General features: G+C 49.5%; 25 protein-coding genes and 1 pseudogene. 6 read left to right on the forward strand and 20 right to left on the reverse strand.

Annotation, left to right across the window (positions count from 1 at the left end):
• Window positions 1-25 precede the first annotated feature (25 nt).
• The 6 genes from IPP66_06510 to IPP66_06535 all read right to left on the reverse strand — a co-directional run bounded on the left by IPP66_06510 (window position 26) and on the right by IPP66_06535 (window position 6,230).
• Window positions 26-2,107: an FAD-dependent oxidoreductase gene (locus IPP66_06510; protein MBK9924931.1), complete on the reverse strand. Its 2,082-nt coding sequence runs from the start codon at window positions 2,105-2,107 to the stop codon at window positions 26-28.
• A 156-nt stretch (window positions 2,108-2,263) separates the two neighbouring features.
• Window positions 2,264-3,019 (reverse strand): phosphate ABC transporter ATP-binding protein, encoded by a 756-nt coding sequence (locus IPP66_06515; GenBank protein MBK9924932.1) that lies wholly within the window; start codon window positions 3,017-3,019, stop codon window positions 2,264-2,266.
• A 50-nt stretch (window positions 3,020-3,069) separates the two neighbouring features.
• On the reverse strand, window positions 3,070-3,483 hold the full coding sequence (locus IPP66_06520) for a four helix bundle protein (GenBank protein ID MBK9924933.1): 414 nt from the start codon (window positions 3,481-3,483) through the stop codon (window positions 3,070-3,072).
• Between the two features lie 47 nt (window positions 3,484-3,530).
• A complete protein-coding gene (gene pstA / locus IPP66_06525; GenBank protein ID MBK9924934.1) occupies window positions 3,531-4,394 on the reverse strand; it encodes a phosphate ABC transporter permease PstA in 864 nt (287 codons plus the stop codon).
• A gap of 2 nt (window positions 4,395-4,396) precedes the next feature.
• Window positions 4,397-5,293 (reverse strand): phosphate ABC transporter permease subunit PstC, encoded by an 897-nt coding sequence (gene pstC / locus IPP66_06530; protein MBK9924935.1) that lies wholly within the window; start codon window positions 5,291-5,293, stop codon window positions 4,397-4,399.
• Window positions 5,294-5,348: 55 nt separating this feature from the next.
• Window positions 5,349-6,230, reverse strand: a complete 882-nt coding sequence (locus IPP66_06535; protein MBK9924936.1) for a PstS family phosphate ABC transporter substrate-binding protein — start codon at window positions 6,228-6,230, stop codon at window positions 5,349-5,351.
• Between the two features lie 57 nt (window positions 6,231-6,287).
• On the opposite strand from IPP66_06535, the gene IPP66_06540 reads away from it, so the two are divergent.
• Complete coding sequence (locus IPP66_06540; protein MBK9924937.1) at window positions 6,288-7,046, forward strand: phosphate ABC transporter ATP-binding protein; 759 nt, start codon at window positions 6,288-6,290, stop codon at window positions 7,044-7,046.
• Window positions 7,047-7,095: 49 nt separating this feature from the next.
• Here the strand turns inward: IPP66_06540 and phoU (IPP66_06545) are convergent, their stop codons facing one another.
• The 7 genes from phoU (IPP66_06545) to IPP66_06575 all read right to left on the reverse strand — a co-directional run bounded on the left by phoU (IPP66_06545) (window position 7,096) and on the right by IPP66_06575 (window position 13,814).
• A complete protein-coding gene (gene phoU / locus IPP66_06545) occupies window positions 7,096-7,791 on the reverse strand; it encodes a phosphate signaling complex protein PhoU (protein ID MBK9924938.1) in 696 nt (231 codons plus the stop codon).
• Window positions 7,792-7,824: 33 nt separating this feature from the next.
• On the reverse strand, window positions 7,825-8,613 hold the full coding sequence (gene pstB, locus IPP66_06550; GenBank protein MBK9924939.1) for a phosphate ABC transporter ATP-binding protein: 789 nt from the start codon (window positions 8,611-8,613) through the stop codon (window positions 7,825-7,827).
• Window positions 8,614-8,635: 22 nt separating this feature from the next.
• A complete protein-coding gene (gene pstA / locus IPP66_06555; GenBank protein MBK9924940.1) occupies window positions 8,636-9,868 on the reverse strand; it encodes a phosphate ABC transporter permease PstA in 1,233 nt (410 codons plus the stop codon).
• Entirely contained in the window at window positions 9,861-10,796 is a 936-nt protein-coding gene (gene pstC, locus IPP66_06560; protein ID MBK9924941.1) for a phosphate ABC transporter permease subunit PstC, read from the reverse strand. Before pstC (IPP66_06560) ends, pstA (IPP66_06555) begins: the two co-directional genes overlap by 8 nt.
• Window positions 10,797-10,892: 96 nt before the next feature.
• Window positions 10,893-11,969, reverse strand: coding sequence for a PstS family phosphate ABC transporter substrate-binding protein (locus tag IPP66_06565; protein ID MBK9924942.1), 1,077 nt, complete (start codon window positions 11,967-11,969; stop codon window positions 10,893-10,895).
• Window positions 11,970-12,152: 183 nt separating this feature from the next.
• A complete protein-coding gene (surE, locus tag IPP66_06570; protein ID MBK9924943.1) occupies window positions 12,153-12,989 on the reverse strand; it encodes a 5'/3'-nucleotidase SurE in 837 nt (278 codons plus the stop codon).
• 120 nt (window positions 12,990-13,109) lie between these two features.
• Window positions 13,110-13,814 (reverse strand): PHP domain-containing protein, encoded by a 705-nt coding sequence (locus tag IPP66_06575; protein MBK9924944.1) that lies wholly within the window; start codon window positions 13,812-13,814, stop codon window positions 13,110-13,112.
• 620 nt (window positions 13,815-14,434) lie between these two features.
• On the opposite strand from IPP66_06575, the gene phoU (IPP66_06580) reads away from it, so the two are divergent.
• The 4 genes and pseudogenes from phoU (IPP66_06580) to ppk1 all read left to right on the forward strand — a co-directional run bounded on the left by phoU (IPP66_06580) (window position 14,435) and on the right by ppk1 (window position 18,763).
• The gene (phoU, locus tag IPP66_06580) at window positions 14,435-15,127 is read left to right on the forward strand and encodes a phosphate signaling complex protein PhoU (protein MBK9924945.1); all 693 of its coding nucleotides are present in this window, start codon (window positions 14,435-14,437) and stop codon (window positions 15,125-15,127) included.
• 121 nt (window positions 15,128-15,248) lie between these two features.
• Window positions 15,249-16,154, forward strand: coding sequence for a CHAD domain-containing protein (locus IPP66_06585; protein ID MBK9924946.1), 906 nt, complete (start codon window positions 15,249-15,251; stop codon window positions 16,152-16,154).
• A complete protein-coding gene (sixA, locus tag IPP66_06590; GenBank protein MBK9924947.1) occupies window positions 16,151-16,651 on the forward strand; it encodes a phosphohistidine phosphatase SixA in 501 nt (166 codons plus the stop codon). The genes IPP66_06585 and sixA overlap by 4 nt, the downstream gene beginning before the upstream one ends.
• 4 nt (window positions 16,652-16,655) lie before the next feature.
• Window positions 16,656-18,763: pseudogene (gene ppk1, locus IPP66_06595) on the forward strand (polyphosphate kinase 1).
• A 15-nt stretch (window positions 18,764-18,778) separates the two neighbouring features.
• Here the strand turns inward: ppk1 and IPP66_06600 are convergent.
• On the reverse strand, window positions 18,779-19,990 hold the full coding sequence (locus IPP66_06600; protein MBK9924948.1) for a PAS domain-containing protein: 1,212 nt from the start codon (window positions 19,988-19,990) through the stop codon (window positions 18,779-18,781).
• 34 nt (window positions 19,991-20,024) lie between these two features.
• On the reverse strand, window positions 20,025-20,735 hold the full coding sequence (locus IPP66_06605) for a response regulator transcription factor (GenBank protein ID MBK9924949.1): 711 nt from the start codon (window positions 20,733-20,735) through the stop codon (window positions 20,025-20,027).
• Between the two features lie 187 nt (window positions 20,736-20,922).
• On the opposite strand from IPP66_06605, the gene IPP66_06610 reads away from it, so the two are divergent.
• Window positions 20,923-22,719, forward strand: a complete 1,797-nt coding sequence (locus IPP66_06610; GenBank protein ID MBK9924950.1) for an adenylate/guanylate cyclase domain-containing protein — start codon at window positions 20,923-20,925, stop codon at window positions 22,717-22,719.
• A 77-nt stretch (window positions 22,720-22,796) separates the two neighbouring features.
• Here IPP66_06610 and IPP66_06615 read toward each other — a convergent pair whose 3' ends face one another.
• The 5 genes from IPP66_06615 to IPP66_06635 all read right to left on the reverse strand — a co-directional run bounded on the left by IPP66_06615 (window position 22,797) and on the right by IPP66_06635 (window position 26,867).
• Window positions 22,797-23,300, reverse strand: coding sequence for an HXXEE domain-containing protein (locus IPP66_06615; protein MBK9924951.1), 504 nt, complete (start codon window positions 23,298-23,300; stop codon window positions 22,797-22,799).
• On the reverse strand, window positions 23,297-24,502 hold the full coding sequence (locus IPP66_06620; GenBank protein ID MBK9924952.1) for a DUF711 family protein: 1,206 nt from the start codon (window positions 24,500-24,502) through the stop codon (window positions 23,297-23,299). The genes IPP66_06615 and IPP66_06620 overlap by 4 nt, the downstream gene beginning before the upstream one ends.
• A 386-nt stretch (window positions 24,503-24,888) precedes the next feature.
• Window positions 24,889-25,392: a hypothetical protein gene (locus tag IPP66_06625; protein MBK9924953.1), complete on the reverse strand. Its 504-nt coding sequence runs from the start codon at window positions 25,390-25,392 to the stop codon at window positions 24,889-24,891.
• A 132-nt stretch (window positions 25,393-25,524) separates the two neighbouring features.
• A complete protein-coding gene (locus tag IPP66_06630; GenBank protein MBK9924954.1) occupies window positions 25,525-26,295 on the reverse strand; it encodes an RNA methyltransferase in 771 nt (256 codons plus the stop codon).
• Complete coding sequence (locus IPP66_06635; GenBank protein MBK9924955.1) at window positions 26,292-26,867, reverse strand: macro domain-containing protein; 576 nt, start codon at window positions 26,865-26,867, stop codon at window positions 26,292-26,294. Before IPP66_06635 ends, IPP66_06630 begins: the two co-directional genes overlap by 4 nt.
• Between the last annotated feature and the right edge of the window lie 47 nt (window positions 26,868-26,914).

Consider the following 26,914-nt stretch of genomic DNA (forward strand, 5'->3'; position numbering starts at 1 on the left):
GGGCAGCTGCCCTTCCCTACGCGATTTATAAAATCCTCTCCACCTTGAACGGTGTTCCATCTATAAAAGTTTCATCAAACTCCCTCGCCGCGAGGTGACCCGCGAACACCGCCTGCGCAATGATATTTGGCGCTTCGGCATCACCGATGACTCGTAATGATTGTATCTTCCCATCATCGACCGCAGGCTTGAGTTCATAATACAAAGAATCTTTCGGCTTTCTATCCGTCACCAGCACAACCCCATCGCTCGGTAATTCAACTTCATCCCCCGAAACCGTATTCGACAACAGCACAGACTCTTTTTGGATTTCACTCAAGATAGTTTGTGTGTATAGCTTTACACCGAGCTTCATTAACTTTGCCTGAATATGTTCCTGTTCCAAAGTGAACTGTGACCAATACGAGATCATCGGCGCGGGTGTGACGAGTGACACTTTGTATCCATTGGATGCGAGCAATTCCGCTAGAACGCCGCCCATGTAGTAATGGTCGTCGTCGTAAATGATCCAATTACCACTTACCGAATTATTGCGAAGCATCCCTTGGGGACCAATTACCTTGCCATCCATTAAGTCGTCAGGTGTGATCACATTGTCTAACTCGCAACCATCAATCGGTTTCCACAATGTCCTTCCCACGCCATCACGCCTCCACGTTGCACCCGTGGCAAGGATGATATTTTCCGAACCCGACTCTAAAATATCCTCCGCCGTCATCGGGCTGGACGGATAAACAGAGACATTCTTCATCTTCCCAATTTGAGTTAACCGCCAATCGATGACTCTCCGCCACTCATTCAACCCCGGCAAAGCGGATTCGCGCAACACGCGTCCGCCCATTTCCTTCCGTGCATCCAACAACGAAACTTCATATCCACGCTGACCCAACGCTCGCGCACATTCCAACCCCGCTGGCCCTGCGCCAATAACCATGACTTCCTTGTTGCTTTTCTTCGGCGAAATGATCTCGGGATGCCAGCCGCGCCGCCATTCCTCGCCCATGGTTGGATTCTGTGTACAGCGAATGGGAACATACCGGGTGTCGCCCGTCACGCAAATGTTGCACCCGATACACTCACGGATATCCTCGATACGTCCTTCTTTGATCTTCGTCGGCAAAAACGGATCGGCAATGGAAGGCCGCGCTGCGCCGATAAAATCCATCACACCGCGCTTGATCGCAGAGACCATCGACTCGGGCGACGTATATCGTCCCACGCCCACAACAGGTTTGGTCGTCAATTGCTTCACGAAGGAAATATATTTTTCCTGATGTCCCTCTTTGCCGAATCTTGACGAGGCCGAGTCGTTGCTCCAACCGCTGATGTTTACATCCCATAGGTCGGGCAATTCTGCCAGCATGGCGATCACGTCATAGCCTTCGCCTTGATGTGTGATGCCTTCTTCGCCGAGCAATTCATCCACAACGAAGCGCACAGCAATCGCGCACGTATCACCGACCGCGTCCTTGGTGTCTTCGATCAGTTCACGCAGAAATCGCACACGGTTTTCAAGCGCACCGCCATATTCATCGGTGCGGTCGTTATATCTTCTTGAAATAAATTGGTTCGCCGCAGTCATCTCATGCGCGGCATAACAGTACACAATGTCAAAGCCTGCGCGCTTTGCACGGATTGCCGCCTCACGATGCCATTTGCGCACATTGCGAATATCTTCCTTATCCATGCGGCGTGTTTGCACAGGTTCATACCCCGAACCGCCGATCGTCCCCATCGAACGCGGCGCAAGTGATGGCACACGCGTATACAAATTCGATGCGTTGATGCCGTTATACGCCAACTCAATTCCCGCCAGCGCGCCATGTGTATGCACTGCATCTGTCATCAATCGCAAAGACGTAATATCGTCATCGTTCCAAATGCGCCCCTCGAAATACGGAGCAAGGTCACTCGTATGATGAATCTCCGTCTCCTCGGTGCACACCACTCCCCAACCGCCTTCCGCTTTCATGCCGCGCATCGCAGAGAGTCCCTGTGGCATGCGGTGGCCGAATCCGTTACAGTGTGGCACTTGATAAAATCGGTTGGGGGCAGTCACAGGTCCGATCTGAAGCGGTTGAAATAAAATGTCAAATGGGCTGGTCATAGGATCTCCTTTAATCGACTGATCCACGCCAATCTTCGCAAGAGAAAAGATCAGAGTGGATCAGTGCGGGTTTATCTAAATTGGATGAAGTGCTTCGCGTCTGACTTAACGGGAGGCTGGTATCTGCTCCCGCTCATTTTTCTTCGCTGAAAATTTTTACCCGAACCTTCCCGTGATGTAATCCTCGGTGCGTTTTTCTTTGGGCGCGGTGAAAAGCGATTTGCCCTCGCCATATTCAACGAGTTCACCCTGTAAAAAGAAAGCGGCGTAATCGGCAGTACGTGCCGCCTGTTGCACGGAGTGGGGCACGAGGATGATCGTGTATTCCTTCTTGAGTTCTTGTAATGCGGCTTCCACCTTGCCCGTGGAGATGGGATCGAGACCTGATGTCGGTTCATCGAGCAAAATGATCTCAGGTTGCAATGCCAGCACACGCGCGAGACAGATGCGTTGTTGCTGACCACCGGAGAGGGCGATGGCAGGTTCATCGAGACGGTCTTTAACCTCATCCCAAATGGCGGCCAATTTCAAACTGCGTTCCACCGCTTCATCGAGTTTGACGCGCCGTTTTTCACCCGCGAGTTCCAAACCATAGGTGAGGTTCTCGCGGATGCTCATTGGCAACGGGACAGGGCGTGCAAAGACCATGCCAACTTTGCGACGTAGGGCTATGACGTCTGTTTTGAGGTCGAGGACATTTTCGCCGTCGATCAAAATACGACCTGCAGATGTCTTAACCTCTGTCAGATCATTGAGACGATTTAAACAACGAAGCAATGTGGATTTTCCACCGCCCGCCGGGCCAAATAGAACAGTCACCGCATGTTGGCGGACGTTCAAATTAACATTACGGAGCGACTCAACCCCATCTGCATACTGTAAAGATAAATTTTCTATAATTATTTTATTCATTGAGTTTATCCAGAAGACAATTGACCATTGACGATGGACGATTGCAGCGCCTATATGATGTCATCATCTCCATATGTGATTTCATCTTCACGAACTTGGTATTGATGATTAGACAGGGACTTTCGGAAAGATTGCAGTTTTCTAGCAAGTGTCTGAGAGTCTTCGTAAGCCTTGTTCAGTAAAGTTTCATCCTGCAAATATCCTCTACGGCGAATAAGTTGTATGCAGGCAACTGTTTCGACCAGTGACCGAATTGCCATCCCAAGGAAACGAGATTGTTCGGGGTCACTCTGACCTTGGGAACCTTCTGCGATATTAAGAGCAATAGATGTAGCGGCACGAACAATCTGAGATTTTAAGTTGTGCTCCTCGCTACGTGGGAAATCTTCCACCAATTTGTAAACTATATCTACATAGTCTAAGGCCAACTTCCAAACATCCAACTGCTCAAATTTATAAGTCATTTGATATTCCTGCCGTGGTCTATCATCAATGGTCTATCGTCCAATATCTACCATTGTCGTTTTGCCCTCGCTCTCGAGCGGATGATCGTTGCGATCAGATTCATTGTGAGTACAAATGCTAACAACACAAGCGCCGTACCATATTGGATCTTGATCGGCATTTCAGGGACCTGTGTAGAAATAACAAAGAGATGATAAGGCAATGCCATGGTCGCATCGAACGGAGAGTGTGGAAGCCTTGGCAGGAAGAACGCCGCACCCGTGAACAGGATGGGAGCCGTCTCGCCTGCGGCACGTTCGAGGCCGAGAATGACGCCGGTCAAAATGCCGGGCAAGGCCTCTTTCAAAACAATGCGGCGAATGGTTTGCCAGCGAGTGGCCCCTAAAGAAATGCTCACCGTGCGAAACCCTTGTGGAACGGAGCGTAGTGATTCCTCCGCTGTGCTGATGATGACCGGCAAAGTCATAATAGACAGAGTAAGAGAAGCCGCTAGAATCGATGTACCGAATTTTAAGAAGAGCACGAACAAGCCCAATCCGAACAACCCATACACAACGGATGGAATACCTGCCAGATTGATGATCGCAATGCGGATCGTGCGTGTGAGAGTTGTATCTGCCGCGTATTCAGAGAGATAAATGGCCGCCGCAATTCCGAGCGGAACTGAGAAAACGGCTGTTCCAAGTGTGAGATAGAGCGTACCAACAATGGCGGGCAGAATGCCGCCTGCACGCATACCATCATGGGGAAAGCCGGTAAGGAACTCTATCGAAATGGCGGGCACGCCTTGTATAAGAATATAGATCACTGTGGCGATGATCGGGGTGACCGTAAGGATCGCCATTAAGGTAATGCCTGTGAAGCCGATGCGTTGCACGAGATGACGATTGCGAGAAAAGATATGTTTCATGGTTACGACAATATCCTCTCAGCGCGTTTCTTCGCGCGGAAGACAACGGATGATGCGGCAATATTCACACCAAGCGAGATAAGGAACAATACTATGCCGATGAAGAACAACACATGATAGTGTGTGCTCCCATTGGCAACTTCACCCATCTCGGCCGCGATGGTGGCTGTCATTGTGCGGACGGGGGAAATGATGCTTGCAAGTTTTAGTGCAAGGACGGGCGCGTTACCGGTCACCATCATCACGGTCATGGTTTCGCCGATGGCGCGTCCAATGCCGAGCATTACACCGGTCAACACGCCTGATTTTGCGGCGGGCAATGTCACACGCCAGATGGTTTGCCAGCGAGTGGCACCCAAAGCCCAGGCGCCTTCACGATAGGCACGTGGAACAGCGTCGAGCGCGTCCTCCGCAACCGACACGACGGTGGGTACGGCGATTCCGCCCAGGAGGATGGAACCGGTCAATGCGGTCAGACCAGTTGGCAGGTCCAGAAAGACGCGTATGAAAGGGGAGAGAACGAGGATTCCCAAAAATCCCAAAACGACGGAGGGAAGTCCACCGAGCAATTCTACAAGAGGCTTGAGTATCTCGCGCATCCAACGTGGAGCGATCTCAGAAATATACACAGCTGTACCGATGCCGAACGGAACTGCGATGAACGTTGCGCCGATGGTTACGATCAGCGAGCCAGTGATCAGCGGAAGAATTCCGAAATATTCCTCAATGGGATACCAGCGGATATTGAAGAGCGATTTAAGTTCTACTTCGGCAAAAGCGGGCACGCCCTCGCGCACGAGAAAGAAAAAGATAAGCGCTACAAAAAGTATGGCTGAATATCCCGATGCCTTGATAAGACGGGTGATGATAAATTCACGCCAGTTTAAAGATTTTTCCATTGTTCACCTATAACAAGACATCACAGACTTAACGATCTGTGATGTCTCTATGCGTTTATTTTACAGGCACAAACCCAAGGTCTGCAACGATCTGCTGCGCTTCAGACGAAAGGATCCAATCAAGATACTCTTTGATGATTCCCTGAGGCTGTCCGTTGGTATACATATAAAGGTCGCGCGCGATCGCATACGTTTTATCGTTCACGGTCTCGATGGACGGTAGTATATAAGCGCCACCGTCTTCTTTGGCAATGGCGATCTTCTTTAGATCTTTGGGCACATACCCGAGGCCGTCATATCCAATGGCATTCGGGTTCTGTCGCACTTCGGCAATGATGCCTTCAGACGATGGAAGCAACAGCGTGTCCATCGAGAACAGCGTTTTATCTTCCTTGCTCCCCAAACGCAAAACGGTCTCGAGAAAATACACATGCGTGCCTGAATTGGTCTCACGTGAAAGCCGCACGATCGGGCGATCTTCGCCACCGATTTCTTTCCAGTTCACGATCTTGCCACTGTAGATATCCGAGATCTGTTTAAGTGTTAATTGGGTTATTGGATTCTCTGGATTCACAATGACAGCAATTGCATCGCGCGCGATGATGTGTTCGACAGGGTCAATGCCATTGGCTTTTGCCTGATCGATCTCTTCCTGTTTGATCTTGCGGGATGCGTTGGCAATATCCACTGTGCCGTTGACGAGAGCCGCGATTCCTGTTCCGGACCCGCCGCCTGTTACAGATATTCGGATATTTGGGTGGTCGCTTTGATATTGCTCGGCCCAAGCGAGCGCGAGGTTGACAATGGTGTCGGAGCCCTTGTTCTCAATATATGCCGCTGGAGAATCAGATGCGGTCTCCGCAGAAGAAGCGGGACCGCATGATGACATGAAAACCACGGCAACGAGCATAGTGGTAAGCAGAATGTTTCGGTTCATCGGGCCGAATTATAGCCCAAAGTATTCGGCATGTCATTGACATGATAAAATCGCATCATGTCCAACGTTTCACCTGCTTTTTCCGTCCAAAACCTTGACTTTTATTATGGTCAATCGAAGGCGCTTTCGAATATTAGTATTGAGATCGAGCCTCGCAAAGTGACTGCGCTGATCGGCCCCTCAGGCTGTGGCAAGTCTACTTTTTTGCGTTGTCTTAATCGAATGAACGACACCATCTCCGGTACGCGAGTGGTTGGTAACATTCTGTTGAATGGAAAAAATATCTACTCCGAAGATATGGATGTTGTAACACTCAGGCAGAGGGTGGGCATGGTCTTCCAGAAGCCAAACCCGTTCCCGCAGTCCATTTACGACAACGTGGCATTTGGTCCACGCGTGATGGGGATGGATGTGAACCTTGACGATGTAGTGGAAAAATCTTTGCGAGCGGCCGCTTTATGGGATGAGGTGAAAGACGATTTGAAGTCTGACGCGTTGGGCTTGTCACTCGGCCAACAACAAAGGCTGTGCATTGCGCGTGTCGTTGCGGTACAACCAGAAGTGATCTTGATGGACGAGTCCACGTCTGCGCTTGACCCCATTGCTACATTGCGCGTCGAAGAGTTGATCGCAGAGCTTAAGCAGGATTACACCATTGTCATTGTGACGCACAACATGCAACAAGCCGCACGTATCTCCGATCACACGGGCTTGTTTTGGCTGGGTGAGTTGGTGGAGTTTGCAGACACAAATCACATGTTCACAACGCCCAAACAGGAATTAACGGAAGCGTACATCACAGGGCGCATGGGATAATATACAGAATAAAAAAATCCGCCAATCAAGTTGGCGGTTTTTTTATTCGTTAGTTGCCGTTCTTTTGTTTCTTCCAGAATTCATCGTCCGTGGATTTGACCTCTGCCATATCGCCTGTAGCGATGAAAATGGTCCGTTCGCAGATGTTGGTCACGCGGTCAGCCACACGCTCGAGGTTGTGTGCCACCCAAAGGAGCCAGTTGGCGCGTTCGATGTTCTTCGGATCTTGAATGACGAAGGTCATCAGTTCACGATAGATCTGGTTGTACAACGCATCCACCTCATCATCTTCGACGGGGAGCGCCCTTGCAACGACCAAGTCTTCGTTGACGAAAGCTGTCAACGCACGGTGAAGCATATCCACGCCTTTTTGTGCCATGCGCGGGATATCGATCAACGGCTTGAGCAGGGACTCATCTCCCATGCGGATGTTGATGTTGGCAATCCCTTTGGCGTAATCACCCATGCGTTCCAACTCAGAGATGATCTCCAGAGTGGAAGCCAAAAGGCGCAGGTCATGTGCCATTGGCTGTTGTGTGGCGATCAGAACCATGAGCTTGCTTTCAATTTCGAAGCGCTTCTTGTTGATGACCTTATCGGCTTTGAGTATTTCCTCAGATGCCTTGAGATCGCGCTTCTTTAAAGCTTCCACTGTGTTGATGATGGCCTGTTCGACCATGCTCCCAAGCACGAGGACTTCATCTTTTACCTGTTGGATTTCGGATTCGAATGTTTTTCTAAGCATAATGCCTCACATTAGGTATTCGTTTATTATACATTATCCAAACCGGCCGGTGACATAATCCTCGGTACGTTTGTCTTTTGGATTTGTGAATATACGGTTGGTTTCGTCGAACTCGATCACGGTACCGGAACGGTGATCGTCGATCATCATCATGGCTGTTTTATCAGAGGCGCGCGCCGCTTGTTGCATGTTATGGGTGACGATGATGATGGTGTAGTTCTTCTTCAGTTCCTGCATGAGTTCTTCGATGCGCAAGGTCGAGATCGGGTCCAAGGCTGAAGCGGGTTCATCCATCAAAATGATCTCAGGCTGGATGGCAATGGTGCGGGCAATGCACAGGCGTTGTTGCTGTCCGCCTGAAAGCTCATAGGCGCTTTTCTGAAGCAGGTCTTTTACTTCTTCCCATAAAGCCGCGCCACGTAGGGATTGTTCCACCAATTCATCCATGTTGCCCTTGAAGCCGTTGATGCGTGCGCCCCAAGCGATATTCTCGTAAATGGATTTGGGGAATGGGTTGGGCTTCTGAAAGACCATGCCGATGCGGCGACGTGCTTCTACAGGGTCAACATCCTTGCTGTAGAGGTTTTGTCCGTGTAAAAGAAGTTCACCTGTCACACGACAGTTGGGGACAAAATCATTCATGCGATTGAAGGAACGAAGCAATGTGGATTTTCCACAACCAGAAGGCCCAATGATCGCAGTGATCTTCTGTTTTTCGACTTTGATATTCACTCCCCGCACGGCTGTGTAATTGCCGTAATGAATGGAAAGATCATTCGTTACGATTGCGTATTCTGGTGTTGTAGTATTTTCATTTTCCATGAGTCACATCCAAGAGAGTAGATTACAGCCTTCGCTGGAAACGATTGCGAAGTAGGATAGCTGTTGCATTTAAGGAAAGTAGCATGACCATCAAAACAATAATGGCGCTGGCGGCAATGGCGTGGAATTCAGGCTGGGCGCGTGTTGTCCAGTTGAATATCTGAATTGGCAACGCTGTAAATTTTGAGAAAGGCCCTTGTGGGTCAACAGTGATAAATGTGGACGCTCCCACCACGATCAGTGGGGCAGTCTCGCCGATGGCACGAGATATGGAAAGGATGGTTCCGGTGAGAATGCCAGCGATCGAATTCGGTAATACATGATGCCAGATCGTTTGCCAGCGGGTAGCTCCCACACCATAGGCCGCCTGTCGCAGGGAATCTGGGACTGCTTTGATAGCCTCTTGTGCGTTGATGATGATCAACGGTAAGACCAATACACCCATCGTAAGCCCGGCGGCGAGGATGGTGCGTCCGTTTGAATCGGTAACGCCAAACAATTTTCCGCTGGTAAAAGGTTCAAGAACACGTACAAAGAGGGCAAGGCCCAACATGCCATACACAATGCTTGGAACACCTGCCAGATTGTTGATATTGGTTTGAATAATGCGAGTCAATAAATTTTTCGGCGCATATTCCTGTAAATATACGGCTGCACCAACGCCAATGGGTAAAGCGAACAAAATGGCGATTCCCACCAACCACAGAGACCCGAGGATGGCCGTGCGAGCGCCTGCGAATTCAGCGCGCGACGACATGGGGGTGGTGAGAAAACTCATGGTCAACCATGTGCGGAATTCAAGTTTTGCATCGGGATATTTTTCTGCAATTTCTGCTTCGATATCGGCTTTGTGAAACAAGGATTCGGTCAGCGACCAGACGCCCTTTGTGTCGATTCGGATGATTCTTTCGAGAACAAGAGATAAAAGGTCTGCCTGCGAGCGCTTTTCCATTGCTTGTTCGTTATTCAATTTGTTGTAGGCGCCCTTGGAAAGGTTCGTTTTTAGAACATCCACCAATTCTTGTTGACTTAGTTCGTTTAATGGCTTCGATGTAATCGTGGACGGGTCTATTTTGTACTCATAGGCGGTATACCCAAAGGCACCGTCTACAATGTTATAGAGAAGCGCAGTAAGGCTGATCACAGCGATCAGCAATGCTGAAAGGAAAGCGGTTTGTCCAATAGTTGCTTTGCGATACCGTCCATCCAATTCACGACGGAATGCGTCACCTTGAGGAAAATTATTCTTATTCATATTGTTCTCTAAATCTTTGCACAATATATTGGCTGATCAAATTCAAGGCGAGAGTCACCAGGAACAACATCAATGCAATGGCGAAAAGGCTGGTGTAGTCAATGGAACCGTAACTTAAGTCGCCGCCACTGATACGTGCGATGTTGCCGGTCATGGTTTCCGCCGCTTGAAATGGATTGAATGTGAAATTCGGCCCAGACCCTGCGGCCACAGCTACGATCATGGTCTCGCCGATGGCACGTGAAATGCCCAAGATGATCGCCGCACCAATACCGGAGAGGGCGGCGGGCAATACCACCTGCAAACTGGTTTCGAGCTTTGTTGCACCCATGGCATATGCGCCTTCGCGTAAGGGGCGGGGGACCGCGCTGAATGCATCCTCGCTCATCGAGGAGATCAACGGCAGGATCATAATTCCCATGACCAACCCTGCGGAGAGCATGTTGTAGACTTCGATGTTATCTTTCCCTAAAATAGATTGCAAAAGTGGAGTTACAAAAAGTAAGGCAAAAAAACCATAAACGACTGTGGGGATTCCCGCTAGAATTTCAAGAATTGGTTTTAAGATCGAACGAGCTTTCGGAGAGGCATATTCACTTAAGTACAGAGCAGCTGAAAGTCCGAGTGGAAGCGAGATGAGCATTGCAATAAGGCTCGTGATCAAGGTGGATGTCACAAGCGGCCAGATACCATATTTTCCGACCCCGGGTTGCCATTCTGTGGTGCCGAAAAATTTTGCAAGTGTCACGTCGGAATTGTTGAAGAAAAGCAGGGCTTCTTTGCCCAATTCGTACACCAGTGTAACGGTAATAATAATGGATAAAACGCCTGCAATAAAAAGCAGGGATTGGATAACGGTTTCGCCGGGCCTTGATTTTTTTGTCAAATTGAAAGGGCGGAAATTCTGGGTGGTCAAAGCATTCCTCAATTCACAAAAACTTTCTTACGTATCTAGTATTTGTTTTACGACATACAGGGCTGACCTCTCTGAGGCCAGCCCTGCTAACTTTATCGAACGGACGAACTAGTTGCCAGTGGCGGTCTTCCAGGCATCCATGGAGGCCTGAAGGTCTGCCTCAGGAGCGGGGAAGTAACCCACATCGCTAATTTCGTTGTTCACATTGGTCAGGTAGAAGTAGATGAACGCGGCGACCTGGGGCTTCTCTTTGAGGATGTTTGCATCCGAGTAGATGAAGAGCGGGCGGGAGATCGGGTATGTGCCATCATCCACGGTGGTCTTGGAAGGTTCAACACCTTCAACTGCCACAGCCTTCAACTTGCCAGCATTCTCTTCGAAGTAAGCGTAGCCGAAGTAACCAATGGCGAACTTGGAACCTTCAACACCCTGGACGAGCACGTTGTCGTCTTCAGAGAACTGGGCGCCAGCGGCACCGAGCAGGGCTTCCTTACCAGCTTTGGTGTCGGCCTTGCCATCTGCATCTTTGTAAAGAGGTGCAACAACTGCTTCGTTGAAGTAATCGAATGTGCCGCTATCTGCACCAGGGCCGTAGACCAAAATGGTTTCGGCGGGGTAGGAAGGATCAACTTCGTTCCACTTGGTGTATTGGGCGGTGAAGATCTTGCCAAGCTGTTCCTTTGTGAGGCTGGTGACGAAATCATTTTCAGCACTGACAACGACTGTCAAAGCATCGGTACCTACACGGAACTCAACAGGTACACGGGGAGTAGCTAAAGCTGCGCAGGCTTCCACTTCACCGTCTTTGATCTTCCGGGAAGAGTTGGCGATATCGGTCTCGCCGGTCTTGCAGAAGCGCTCGAAACCAGCACCGGAGCCAATGCTATCAACGGTGATGTTGCCGGTGTAGCCTTCCTGTTGGAAGAGTTCGGACATGCGCTCGGAAAGGGGGAACACGGTGGATGAACCGGCGGTGACGATGTCACCGGTCACGGCATCGGGCATATACATAGCCATCGGGTCTACGGTCGGTTCCACGGTGGGAACTTCGGTGGCGGGCACGGCGGTAGGCTCAGCAGGGACTTCAGTGGGTTTGGGAGCCTCTGTAGCGGGGGCACCGCATGCGGCGAGCACGAAGCTCAAGATAACGAACACGAACAGTAAAGAACGAACAGTTTTGGTCATTTCTATTTTTCTCCTTTGTTTTGTATAACGAATGAATAATAACAAGGGCCTTTTAATGGCAATGGAAGAACAGGTTAACATCTCGTTAATGGTTAAGTTAATGGATTAAATAAACTGTCCGCCGAAATCTACGGCGGACAGGTGTCTCCTTTGGGAGACAAAAATAAGGAGTATAAGAAAAACTCAATCACTATAAAACAGGCTGACTTTACCGGAAGGTGCGGGTAATTCAGTTTCATATGATGGTTCATCCCAATGCCAACTGTGTAGGTCCATTAATGCGCGATAGGCGGTGAGATCAAGTTGAAGTGGTGTAACAGAGACAAAACCTTCAGCCAATGCGCCCACATCTGTTCGGCGTTCAGGAACACCGGTGGGAGCGTCGCCGCCGATCCAATAATAGGGTTTGCCGCGTGGGTCAATACGCTCATCAAGGCGGCTGTGATAAACGCGCAACCCCTGTCGGGTAAGGATGACGCCGCGTATCTGTTCATCGGGAAGAAAAGGCACATTGATGTTGAGCAGGATCTCGTGAGAAAGACCGTTCTCGATCACCTGGCGAACGATCTTCGATGCCGCACGTGCCGCCGGGCCGTAGTCAATATCTCCGATGTGGTTGTCCATTGTTTCCAGTGAAACGGCAATGCCGGGGATGCCTGCGATCACCGCTTCCATGGCGGCTGTCACAGTTCCTGAGTAGGTGACATCGTGCCCGAGATTTGCTCCCGCGTTGATGCCTGAGACCACAAGATCAATTGGTTCTTTGAAATAGCCGAGCGTGCCCAACGCCACACAATCGGATGGGGCACCATCGCTGGCAAATGCCTGAGTGCCATCTGCGAGTCGGACTTCCTTGACACGGAGTGCGCGATCTAACGTTTTGACGTGCCCGCCTCCTGACCAGTTTCGTTCTGGTGCCATGACCGAAACTTTTCCCAGCTTTTGCATTTCATAGACCAATGCCAGTAGGCCGGGCGCGAATACGCCGTCATCGTTTGTTACGAGAATGTGCTTCGTCATTCTTAATGATCCTTGTTCAGATATCCATTGCGTTTTTGAGCAGTATCTACAACGAAGATCGTGAAAAGGCTTAAGATCATGAGTGATAGGATGATGAATTCCATGTGTAAATTTCCTGGCTTATGCGGGGTTTGCAAGTCGCACGAACGCACTGCCGACATAGTTTGCCGCCCAACTCCCCAAAATACGGACGGAATTCCACTCTTTTTGCTTGCGAATACGAACATTTTTGTTTCGTAGCGCAGCGATCAGATCATCGGCGGTGTGTCCATCGTATTCGGTGATACCCAACCCGATGGCCTCAATGATATGAGCATCACTGCTGGCGGTTTGTGCAATATCCAGTCGGTCCGCAAGGACACGCGCATAATGATTGCTCATTTTGTCGATGGTGGTGGCATTGTAGGTTTCGATGGCGATCAGAGTGTTGGCAACATCTGTATTGCGGAGCGCCTTTAAGATCGAGTAAGCGCTTAAGCTTTTCATTCCCAGCCCGCCTGCCATGGGATGTGGGGCAATACAGAACCCGCCCAATTCGCGGACCTTGAGAACGGTCTCGATTAAAGGACGATCGCGTTCGATTTTTTTCGTAACGTTCAGAGCGAGCAGGTCGCCATCGGCGGTTGTCACTTCGGTGCCGGGGATGACTTCCACCCCGTATTTGGATGCGATCTCCAGTGCCTTGAGCGAACCAGCGATCTCATCGTGATCGGTAATGGCGATCACATCCAGCCCAAGTTGTTGGGCGCGTTTCAAAACAGCGGGCACCGAGGCAGTGCCGTCGTAACTGTAAATGGTGTGCATGTGTAAATCTGCGAGTCCCATGTGTTTTCTCCTTTTTGTACACGATCAGTTTAACAAGGGACGTTTAATGGTCGTTCAAGAATGGTTTAAGAGTAGGTTAACGTTTGCAGAGCTTTGCTTAGCTGACTAACACCCCTATGAATAGTTCAGTGACTGTACAGCTTGGGTATTAAAAATACACAAGAGCCCGGGAGGAGATCCGGGCCCTTGTGAGGAGGAGAGAATGTGATCTTTTTAGGGGCAATTCAGGAGCGTTTTCGGGTGCGTTCCTGCTGGCACAAGAAGGCATCCCGCTTCTGTTTCGCATCCACGGATATGATCACAAGTAAACCACAAACCATAACAAGGAGAAGAACCATGCCCTTAGGATAGCATGGAGTCCCCAAACCGTGCTTTACAGCGGGTTTGCCGATGCAAAACAATTATGCAAATCCCATTTTGAGCAAATTTTGTCATCTAAATCCATTTACCAGTTGTTAACATGTTTTTCCATGTATGTTAATTGGCGCATGTTAAATTAACAGAACCTGTCGTTTGTTCATGGTCAATGACTATTTTGTTGACCATAACAGAAGAAGGCAAGTCTTTTGTTTACCAAGTTATGCGACACTCTTAAATCTCATATCGCTGGATGGTCAATCATGACACGTGGTGCCTTTCGTCAGGAAATGCAGGAAGTAAAAAACGAAATTTTGCTCTTGGGTAGCATGGTGGAAGATGCTGTCATGAAATCAGTGAGTGCGTTGAGGGATAATGACCCAGAACATTCTCGCCTGATCATACTCAATGATAAGGTTATTAATCGAAAAAGTTATGAGATCGAAATATATATTGTGATGCTGATGGCCACACAACAACCCGCCGCACGTGATCTGCGGACACTTGCCTCCAGTTTGGGGATCTGCACGGAATTGGAGCGGGTCGGTGATTATGCCAAGGGGATCGCCAACCTCAACATCCGCTCGGGAGGGTTGGGGTTTCCTAAAATGATGAGGGATATTTATGTTATGGGCGAGAAAGCGGTGGACATGCTTCACCGGGCCATGACCACATTTGCCGATGAAGATTTCCAGTCCGCAAGCGACATCATCCCGCAGGATGACTTGATCGATGAATGTTATACTCGTCTGTATCAAGATGCTGTGAATAGCGTGCTGGAAAATGCGGGGAATATCGAACGTGCAAATTATGTGATCTGGGCGGCCCATAACCTTGAGCGGTTAGGCGACCGAGCGACGAACATCTGTGAGCGTGTTATGTATATGGTCACAGGCAATATCCCTGAAGCGTTCATTGTGACCGGACAACTTAAACTACCGAACGAAAGTCAATAAATTTTAAAATGTACGTGTGTGACACCACTTCGACTGTAATACGGACAGGATGGGGGATGTGGGTGAATTCTGCCTTCAAGAAGTTTGTAGAAAGGCACGAAACCCGGTAAATGGATTTTTTATGATGACACCACAGACGGAAGAATTCACACCAACTCCTGGTCAACTCCTTCTCGATGCGTTCGAGAAACGTTGGAAGAAATATCGTTTGGAGCTCAAACGTTGCCGTACTGAGTTCTCCAACGAGGCTGTCCATGATCTGCGTGTTGCATTGCGCCGTTTGCTGTCGTTGGTAGAGCTTCTCAATTCCATTTCTCCACGCCCACGTTTGCGGAAGTTGAACCGTGCATTCAAAAGTCAACTGGATGATCTGGATGACCTGCGCGATACACAGGTGATGCTCGCAGAAATATCAGAAACGGTCCAGGAGTTTCCTCAACTTCAACAGGTTCAGCATCATCTTGAGAGCGCCGAGAAAAGAGCATTAAAGGGTTTGCGCAGGGAGCTCAAGAAGCTTGATCTGAAAGAGATCACCCGTCGTGTTCAAAAAACGCGGGAAACGCTCAAAGATGAAGCAGATGCCGCTTTGGTCGAACCCATCCTCCAGTCTGTGGATGACGCGTTTTTGGCGATGAAGCAAAAGTATGAGCGTGTCGATCCGCCCCAGCCGGCCAGCATCCACCGTGTTCGCGTCGCACTCAAAAATTTTCGCTACATGGTGGAGATCATTTATCCTTTGCTCGATGGTTTCCCGATGGAAAACTTGAATCACATGAACGATCACCAATCCATGATGGGGGAGATACAGGATCTGGAAGTTTTGATGCAGACCCTTGTGGATTTTTCTGAACGTGCTTCTTCATCTGACTCTTCGGCGCCGCTCAACATAACCCTTGAGCCTGTTTTCCAGTATTACAAAGTACGCCACGCGGAAGCCATCGCTACCTACCTCAACAATAAAACCATGTTCGAAAATTTCTGGCGATCCTCGCCGGAACAATCTTTCCCTTGGGAGAAGACCCTATGAAACTTTACTTAGTACGTCACGCCATTGCTGAAGAACCAGGAACGCCCGGCTACGAAGACGATAGCCTGCGCCCGCTCACCGAAAAGGGACGCGAGAAAATGCAGAAGATCGCGCATGGCCTCAGAGACCTGGGTGTGGAACCGAATCTGATCGTTTCCAGCCCATATGTACGCGCCAGCCAGACAGCCTCTATTCTGGCAAAGGTTTTCAAATACAAAGAGGAGATCAGCTACAGCGATTCCCTCGTGCCAATGGGCGAACCCAATGATATGATTGGGGAGATCAACGAGAAATATTCCGTGGACGAATTGATGCTCGTCGGACACGAACCCAACCTGAGCTCGCTGGTGGGTTTACTTCTGGCAGGCAACACGAATATTTCCATCAACTTCAAACGAGGCGGCGTGTGTTGCCTCTCGGTGGATGACCTGCATTACGACCGAAAGGCCGTTTTGGAATGGTTGATCACACCAAAGATCTCCACTAAAGTATCTTGAGCCCATGACCAAGGAAACAATTACTTCCAACCCTGAACTCTTTATCAACCGTGAATTAAGCCTGTTGGATTTTCAAAGCCGTGTCCTCGAAGAGGCGCAGGATGAGAATAATCCGCTGTTGGAGCGCGTCAAATTTCTCGCCATCTTCGGTTCCAACATGGACGAGTTCTTTATGGTGCGCGTTGCGGGTCTGCGCAAACAAGTGGATGCTGGCATCATTGATGTTTCTTCTGATGGCCTGACCCCGCGTGAGCAACTGGCCGCCATCCGCAAGCGTTACATTGAACTGGATAACGAAGCGCATCACTGCCTGCAACGCAAGCTCATGCCCAAACTCGAGAAGGCGGGCATCCATATTTTGGATTATGAAAAGGCCAGCAATGCGCAAAAGGAAAAAGCGGACACCTATTTCCATGAGATGATCTACCCCGTCCTCACGCCTCTTGCTCTGGACCTCGGGCATCCGTTCCTCATATTTCGAATCTCAGCCTCAACCTTGCCATCGTCATTCGTGACCCGAAAGGGAACGAGAAATTTGCACGTCTCAAAGTGCCCGGTACCTTGCCGCGCCTGATTCCCATCAAACGTTCCTCGGGTGCTACTCGCAAAGATGGGACGATTCCTTTCCATCATTATTTTGTCTGGCTTGAGCAGGTCATTGCCGCAAACATCGGCTCACTCTTTCCCGGCATGGAGATCGTCTCCGTGCATCCTTTCCGCATCGTGCGCGATGCCGATACCGAGATACAGGAATTGGAAGCCGACGACCTGCTCGAATCGATGGAGCAGACTATTCGTCAGCGCAAGTTTGGTTCTGTGGCGCAAGTGAGTGTGTACGATAGCCTACCTGCCAACATCCGTGATCTTTTGATCGATAACCTCGAGATCAAACCGAGCGATGTGTTCATTCAGCGCAAGCCGTTGGGGTTGATCAATCTTTGGCAGATCTATAACAGCGTGGAACGGCACGACTTGAAATTCCCCGCCTTTAAACAACATATCCCCAAGGTGTTCAGAAGCGCAGAAACACCGGAAGATATCTTCGATGCCATTCGCCAACGAAATATCATCGTCCACCATCCGTATGACTCATTCAGCCCGGTCGTGGATTTTCTCAGCTTCGCCGCTCGCGATCCGAACGTGCTTGCCATCAAACAGACGTTGTATCGCGTTGGGCGGGACTCACCGGTAGTCAACGCCCTGCTCGAAGCGCGTGAACGCGGCAAACAAGTGGCAGTCCTATTGGAACTCAAAGCCCGCTTCGATGAAGAGAGCAACATTAGTTGGGCCCGCAAACTGGAAGAAGTAGGGGTGCATGTTGTTTATGGTTTGGTGGGGTTGAAGACCCATTCCAAAGTGGCGATGGTCATTCGCCAGGAAGGGGAAGGCATTCGCCGTTATGTTCACCTTGCCACCGGAAACTACAATCACTTCACATCCAATATCTATGAAGATATCGGCATTTTCACTTGTGATGAAGCCATCGGCGCAGATACAACCGATCTGTTCAACTTTCTGACAGGGTATTCAGCGCAGACCGAGTATCGAAAATTGCTCGTGGCCCCGGTCAACTTGCGGAAGAAAATGGAATCATTGATCCAGCGCGAGATCGAACATGCGAAGAACGGTAACAAAGCGCACCTGTTCTTCAAAATGAATTCCATTGTCGATCCTCAAATGATCCAACTTCTGTATGCCGCCTCACAAGCCGGCGTAAAAGTGGACCTGTTCGTGCGCGGTATGTGTTGCTTACGGCCCGGCCTAAAGGGCGTGAGCGATAACATTCGTGTTATCAGCGTGGTGGGCCGTTACCTCGAACACAGCCGCGTGTATTACTTCCACAACAACGGACAGGGAGAGGTCTATCTTGGCTCTGCCGATCTGATGGAACGAAACCTCGATAACCGCGTGGAGGTTGTATTCCCTGTAGAGCGGCCTGAACATGTTCAACATTTGCGTGAGAATGTCCTTGGTGCTTATCTGCGCGATAACATGCGCGCACGGCTCATGAAACCCGATGGCACATATACCCGCCTGAAGCCACAGGATAAAGAAGAAAAGTTTGATATACAAGAATGGTTGATGAACCGTTCCTTCAACAAAAAAGCCTGACGCACGTCAGGCTTTTTATATCGGTATCGTAAAGTAAAACGTGCTTCCCTGTCCTTCCATGCTTTCAGCCCAGATCCTCCCTTTGTGTGCTTCAACAATATGTTTCGCAATGGACAGCCCCAAACCGGTTCCACTGCCGGTTCTGGATTTATCGACTCGATAGAAGCGCTCAAAGATGCGTGTGACATCTTCCGCAGGGATGCCTATCCCTGTATCCCGAACAGCGAATCGGACCTCACCGATTCCTGCGTCAGCGAAAAGAACCACTTCTCCCTCTGGCTTTGTGAACTTGACCGCGTTATGGATCAAGTTGACCAGCACCTGCTCCAGCCTTTGCGAATCGATCTTCACCTTTGGCAGGTCTTTCCCACAGTCCACGCGTAGATTCAATCTTGCGCGCTCGGCCTGCACTTGCATGCGTCGGGAGGCAGAGTCAAGCAGATCGCATGGCGCAACAGGCTGAAGGTCCAGAGAGAGGCGACCTGATTCGATGCGTGAAAGTTCAAGGAGTTCGGTCACCATTTGCGTTAACGCATCCACTTCCACTTGGATGTGGTCAATGAAGCGGCGCGCGGCGGGAGGGTCATCCAAGGCGCCATCTTGTAGAGTTTCGGTGAGGGCTTTGAGGGATGCGAGCGGTGTGCGGAGTTCGTGCGAAAGATTGCTGATGAAATCGCGTCGCACAGTTTCGAGGCGGCGAATGCGAGTGAGGTCTTGTACGAGCAAGAGACTTCCGCTGGCGTGTTGATCGGGGATGACGACAAGTTGCAGATATTGATGGCGGGCTGGCACTTCGACAGTTTCGCTTTGTAGCTCGCGTGTTTGTTGACATCGCCGCCAGGCTTCGACAAGTTGGTGATGGCGAATGACTTCTGTAATGCTTCGGTTGATGGGGTTGGATGCTTGAAAGAGCCTGCCCGCGGCGGGATTTGCAAACTGGACGATGCCTTGCGAATCGACAATGAGCACGCCATCGGTGATCTGTTCAAGGACGGTGGCAAGGCGCGCACGCTCGGCTGTTAGGGAGGAGTGACGGGCATCGAGGGACGCTGTAACAGATACGATCGCGCTGGCTATGTTTTCGAGTTCTTTTATTTCAGTGGTGATATTTTCGGCGCGGACGCGGTTGGCATATTCATCCATGTTTCGGCGCAACGTGTAATATCGCCACGCATACCACGCGGCGACAATGAGCAGGATGACTGTGAAAATGGAGAGATAGTTCATGCCTGGTAATTACCAGCTACCAAATACTTTTTACTTAACCTTCGAACCGATATCCGCCGCCTCGCACTGTGACAATGCGTACGGGGTTGCCGGGGTCGTATTCGATCTTTTGTCTGAGCCAACGCACGTGGACATCCACAGTGCGGCTATCACCGATGAAATCCCAGCCCCAAACACGTTCGAGGATGAATTCGCGTGAGAGCATTTGTCCCTTGTGTTCGGCGAAGAAGGTGAGCAGTTCATATTCCTGCGGTTTGAGTTGAATGGGCTCGCCATCCAGGATCACTTCGCGGCGGGTGAGGTTGACCACAAGATTGTTGAAGGTTAGCTTTTCCTGTTTTGTGGATGAAACACCGGCTTTGCCGATCTCCTCTTGTATGAGGCGTGTGCGGCGTAACTGGGCTTTGACGCGCGCCATGAGTTCGCGCATGGAAAAGGGCTTGGTCAGGTAATCGTCTGCGCCCACTTCGAGGCCGACCACACGGTCAATTTCATCGTCACGTGCGGTGAGCATGAGGATGGGTGTGGACATTTCCTTGCGCAGAATACGCGCCACCTCCAGGCCGTCCAATTCGGGGAGCATGATATCGAGGATGAGAAGGTCCGGTTTCAAACGGCGGGCCGCCTCCAACGCGGCGCGGCCATCGCCCACCGCCTCGACGGTGAAGCCATCCTTTTTGAGGTTGTAGGTGAGAGTATCTCTGAGTGCGGGTTCGTCTTCGACGACGAGTATTGTTTCAGACATTTGTTAACGACTATACCATAAGACATTTTCGAGGAAGTTAATGTCTTGTTAATAGGATGAACAGATTTGATAAACGGATTTTCTCACGGACGGTTGCAGACAGGCAAACTGGATTTGACCAAATACCGTAATGGTATTTTCATATTGTTCGCTGTAAAATTTAGGTTGTATCCAGCATCTATCCATCATGACCCAAGAATTCCACTTCTCCTGGCAATGGGATCTCAAGTCTGCACCCGAAGCGCTTTGGCCCTTCGCGGCGGACACGAATCGTTTTAATAAGGATACATTCCAGCCGCAAGTGGAAGTGCTCAGCAATGTAAGGGGTGCCAAGAAGATACGCATGAAATTACCGGTCATTCGAGTGGAATGGGACGAGGAACCGTTCGAATGGGCGTATCCATATTTCTTCGGTGTTGTAAAAACTTTTCGCAAAGGCCCCATCGACGAGATGCGCGTGCGTGTCACCTTTGATAAGCTTCCTGATGGTGGGACACGGCTTATATATCAAACGTCTGTCAAAACCAGTAATTTTATTATCCAACTCGGCCTTCCGTTCGCGCTCAATGTTGTCGCGAAGTTTTTGTTTGGAAGAGCCTTCCGTATGTATGATGGTATTGCGGGCAAAGAAGGGGCGTTGCCCGGCTTAACGTCTCAGCGTGGACTCGGCGTCAGTGGGCAGACCAGGTTCAGGTCCATGAGTGAACCGCTGTATACCGTTGTTTCCCCAGATCTCTTGGGACGTCTCGAAGAATTTATCGATCATGCCGATGATTTGTCTCTTCAACGGATCAGACCGTATGTATTGGCTGATGCATGGGGTGTCAATCGTCGTGCAGTGCTTGAAATGTTTTTGCATGCCACGCGCGCGGGTATTTTGGATATGTCTTGGGATCTGTTATGCCCGATGTGCCGCGGTATGAGTGAGGGCCATACCAATCTTGCGGATGTGCATGGTAAATCTCACTGCAATACCTGTCAGGTGGATTTCACTGTGAACTTCGACCACAATATCGAAGTGGTGTTTCGCCCCAACCCTTCTGTGCGTTCTGTAAAATTAGATGCGGCGTTCTGTGTGGGAAGTCCGCAATTGCAACCGCATGTGGTGATGACGCAAAGTGTGGCGGCGTTGAAATCTTTGCCCGCACCCATTCAATTGGAAAAGGGACGTTACACTCTGCGTGCTTCGAACGTGCCAGGTTCCGTTTCTTTATTTGCGGATTCGGATGGACAGACAAAAGCCGATCTGCGTGTGACTTCATTCGGATGGCCGCCAGAGGAACAACGCATCTCGCTTCTTCCTACCCTCAACCTGATCAATGCGACAGAGGCCGATTCTCTCTTTCAACTTGAGCGTACTTCATGGAGCGATCAGGCTTCGACCGCGGCCGATGTGACTGCGTTACAGGTCTTCCGTGATCTGTTCGCAACCGAAGTGGTTCGCCCCGGCGAAGAGATTTCCATCGGCTCTGTCACTTTGATGTTCACAGACTTGCGCGACTCAACTCGCATGTATCGGACCATTGGTGATGCATCGGCCTTTGGACGTGTGCGTGAACATTTTGAAGTTCTTGAAAAATATATCGCAGAAGAAGGTGGGTCGATCGTCAAGACAATGGGCGATGCTGTAATGGCAACGTTCCTGCATCCCATCGATGCGTTGAAGGCCGTATGGAAAGCCCAAAAGGAAATTGCGGAACGCGGTGAGCCGATGTTGTGGCTGAAGGTCGGTCTGCACAAGGGGCCGTGTATCGTTGTCAATCTCAATGATCGCTTGGATTACTTTGGCTCGACGGTCAATATCACGGCACGTCTGCCAGGTTTTTCCAAAGGCGGTGAGTTGATCTTCTCGGAAGAGTTTTATAACGACCCTGAGATACGCGAATATGTAACGAGGAATATTCCGTCTGAGACGTTGAGCCGATTTAGCGGGGAATTAAAAGGATTCGATGAGCCGTTCACGATGTGGAAGTTGAAAGTGTAGTAAGCGGACTCTATAGCGGACTCACGGACAAAAACGGATGGTCCGTTTCCAGTCCGCGAATCCGTGATGAAGTCCGTTTACCGTGCCAGCATTTTTCCAAGTTGCAAAAACCCTAAGGTAAAAGCGACCATCACGAATGGGGCGATGGCAAGTAGTATCCAGATTTGATTCCAAGTGAGCATATGCTCTGTCAGTGCACGATGAAATAGATAGATCGAAAAGGGAATGGTGATGAGCGTCCCTGTCACTACGCCCGGACTGTACATGCGGAAGCGGATCGTGGCTCCGATATGGGGAATGAAGGCGTTGAAGAATAAAACCATTTGAAATGCAAACATCAACCAATACCCAGTCGCGTTATGCAGGTATTCAACCGCATAGTATGTGAGCAGAAACCCGAATAGAGTAATAAGTGTCACTGCAACTACAAATTGACGAGTTGTGTAACTGATGGGAAGCTTCAATGGCAGTCGCTTCGACCAGCGTTCTATGAACGGGGCTTCCTCCATGTTGTGAAGCATGAAGAAGATCGGCACCAGCCAAAGTAGATGATCGAATGGAATTGTATTGAGTGAATTCATTTTCGAGAACGGAGTTGGAGAGTTTCGTTTCCAGTGAAGGGACTCTTCAAGCCTTCCGAATCTAAAGCCATGATCTTGCTCTGGGCAAAGAACGCAAAATCGAAGTTCGTTTCTTCGCCAGCCTTTTTCCCAGGGATTGGCATGAGGCGCGCAGTGAGAGGTTTATCGAGGCGTAGTGCCAGCGCTGATAGATCAAGGAGCAATGGGACAAGTTGCTCGGTAGTTGTATCTCCCGGTAACGGGACCGTATCCAACCCCGTTCCACAAACTGCCGAATATAGTAAAGCATCTTTGATGGTGAGCGTCCCTTCGGCGGCGCGTTTGGCAAGGACAGAGTCTTCGAGCACAGGTTGCATGAATCCACTGAAACCGGTGTGAGGAAAATCGGCACGGTCCACAGCTTCGGTCAGGATGGCGGCGGCGGCGAGGGAGCCATGCAGTCCGATCTTGGGGATTCCCATTTTCTCGACCGCATTACCAAGTGAATGGGCATCATCGGGGAATGGGGCAAGGGAGAAGTCAACGCCATAGAATTTCACTTTCAATGATTTGGCAACCTCGGCGAGTTTCTTTCCATGCTTTTCGATCTCGCTGACTAAATTGTTTCTTCCCTCTTCGATGGTTTTTGCGTTCTCGAACGCCTGAATTGCCAGATCGGCTGACTCAGTGGCGATGGCAAAATAAGATTTGTTTTTGTCGTGATATGCGGCAGGGAAGAACGGCGCCCCTGCAGGGACATTTGCCAGCGCGGCGAATTGCAAGTTGGCAAATCCATTCGGTTCGATGGGCGCGCACTTGACGATCACATCCGCGCAGGCACGGATCGCGGCGAGATCAAGCCCACGCGTTTTATCGGCCATTACACCGCTGAAGAAAGCATCCTTTGAAACAAAGATCGCATCCGGGATGACTTCATAACTGCGCGGGATTTCGGGGAGTGCAGGTCCGAGAGAGAAGTATCCAATGTTGAGTTGCCTGGAGATGTCCGCAAGTTGACCGGTCAATGCGGGGAGTTTGTCTATATTCTCTTCCCCGAGTAATTTTGGAAATGGAATCGTTGCAAGGCGGACTGTCTGCACCTCATAGCCTGCCGCCTCATACGCAGACTTGGCCTCCGCAAGGAACGTCCCTGCGGTTTGGATGATTATTTCCTCAAGCGGGAATTTGGGATTGCAGAAATAAGTAATGGAGCGGATTTTCATTTTATTAAACTTATCATTCCTAGTAATGCTTCTATTATTGTCTTCAACAAAGCGAATGCCCCTAAAAGCGTTGCAATTCTCAACCACATTATCGTATTTTTCCAATAGTTTTTCGAAATATATATACTATAAGGATGATACCGTGTTTTTTCAATCATCATTTTTTCAAATGTTTCAGGCTGAAACCAAACGAACTTGCCGAGAATAACAACAATGGGTCCAATAATAAAAATCGCGAATATGCTTTCAACTATTTGTGGCATGTTTCCGTCGAACATAATGACACTAATTCATCCTTTGTCTTATTACATCAAACATTAGCACGGACCCGACTACGCCCACATTGAGTGATTCAAAATTCCCGCAGTAGGCGATGGATCGGATCTTTATGAACTTCTAATTGCCTTTGCTCTAGTCGCAACCTGTTTTCTTATTAATTTCAGAAGATCTGCTTGATCTTGTGACGATTTATGATGAATGTAGAAACTAGGAAAAAATGATTTGAAAAGGTAGATGCTATATAGTCGGTGAAAAAAAGTTAAACGATTCTTTGTTGTGATTAGCCACCAATCGGAAAGGAGAAAACTATAATGCTTGATCTCTGTAATATCTTCCCATGGAATTGGAAGATATGTCCATAAAAATTCGACGTAAAGTCCGTTATCGTCTGTTTTGACATCAGGATATTCGCCAAAAGCAAAAATGAAGCCAATTATTACCATTAGAACTGTAAGTAATAGATAGTAATAGTTTTTTTGATAATTATTGTCTGCCAGTGGATATGCCAGAATTACTATGTCTGAAAATAACAAAAACAAAAAAGCAAAAAATTTTATAAGAGTCTTACGGTTTTGAATTTCGACAGGGTAACGATAGTATTTATTCTCCATACTTTAAGTCTCTCTGCCTTACCACCTCGAACATCAACATGGACACTGCTACTTTCACATTTAGTGCCTCGACGTTTCCGCAGTAGGTGATGGAGTGGATTTTCATTAGGCCTCGTTGCAACGTTTGAACGTTCAAACGTTCGAACGTTGCCTCACCACCTCAAACATCAACACGGAACCCGCCACTCCTGCATTCAGTGACTCAACATCTTCACTCATTGGCAAGGAAATCTTCTGTGTGGCGAGTTGGCGCGCCTCATCGCTTGCACCTTCGGCTTCACTGCCGATAACCAGAGCCAGCGGTTTACGGAGGTCGGTTTCCCAGCAAGAGACACCGTCCATGTCTGCGATATAAATGTCCATGTCTTTTGTTTGTGCTTTGATCTCTTCCCAACTCAATGAGTGGATCGGCAATCGGAAGTGCGCCCCCATGCCTGCGCGGAGAACTTTCGGAGCGAAAGCGTCTGTCGTTTCGGGTGGAAGAAGAACCGCCTGCACCCCGGTCGCGGCGGCGGTGCGGAGCAATGTGCCGAGGTTGCCGGGGTCACGGATTTGGTCGGGGATGAGGATGAAATTCAAATTATTGGTAATTGGTAATTGGGTGAACTCTAGAACGGCAAGGATGCCTTGAGGCGTCTCTGTCTCGCTCAAAGATTTCATCAAACTTTCCGAGACTTGTTCTACTTCAACACCGCTTGATGTTAGACGTTCGACCTGTGCCTTACCTCTATCACTTAACGACTCGTCAAAAAGAACAAACTGAAATCCCCAGTTACTTTTTACTGCTTCTTCCACAAGGCGAACGCCTTCCACGACGAATGCATTTGCTTCGCGGCGTTCTTTGGCGCGTCCCATTAAAGCGCGGACGAGTTTGAGCTTGGGATTTTGTGCTGATGTGATCATGATTTGTCCGCCCATTGGGTTTGCCAGATGTTGATGAACACTTCGATGGTTGGCTTATCGAACAAGAGCATTTTTACCACTTTGATGTTTGATGCATTACTTTCAAAATACTTCTCGATACTTGCAAAGATGATCCTTGCCGCGCGATCTTTTGGAAAACCGAAGATGCCAGTGGAAATGGCGGGCAATGCCATGGACGAACACTTCAACTCATCTACGACTTGCAGAGAACCCGTCACAGCTTGTTCGAGTTTTTGATCCTCGTCATCTCTTCCGTTTTCCCAGACGGGGCCGACAGCGTGGATCACATATTTCGCAGGCAGAAGCCCGCCCGATGTCCATGCAGGATGCGCGTGGGAGACGAGGCCGTGTTGTCGAATCCATGAGTCCGATTCTTGCTGGATCTTTGATCCGCCTTTTTTAGAGATTGCCCACGCAACTCCGCCTCCATGTTGAAGGTGTTCGTTCGCCGCGTTGACAATGGCATCCACTTCTTCGATTGTGATGTCGCCTTGCACGATCTGGATTGTTTGACCTGTGGGGAAAACGTGTTCTTTGAGAACGGTATTCATTTGAATATTTTACCCCCGTTAAATATTGTAGGGGCAGGTCTTAGACC

Origin of the sequence: Candidatus Defluviilinea proxima (assembly GCA_016721115.1) — a bacterium.
Lineage (GTDB): Bacteria > Chloroflexota > Anaerolineae > Anaerolineales > Villigracilaceae > Defluviilinea > Defluviilinea proxima.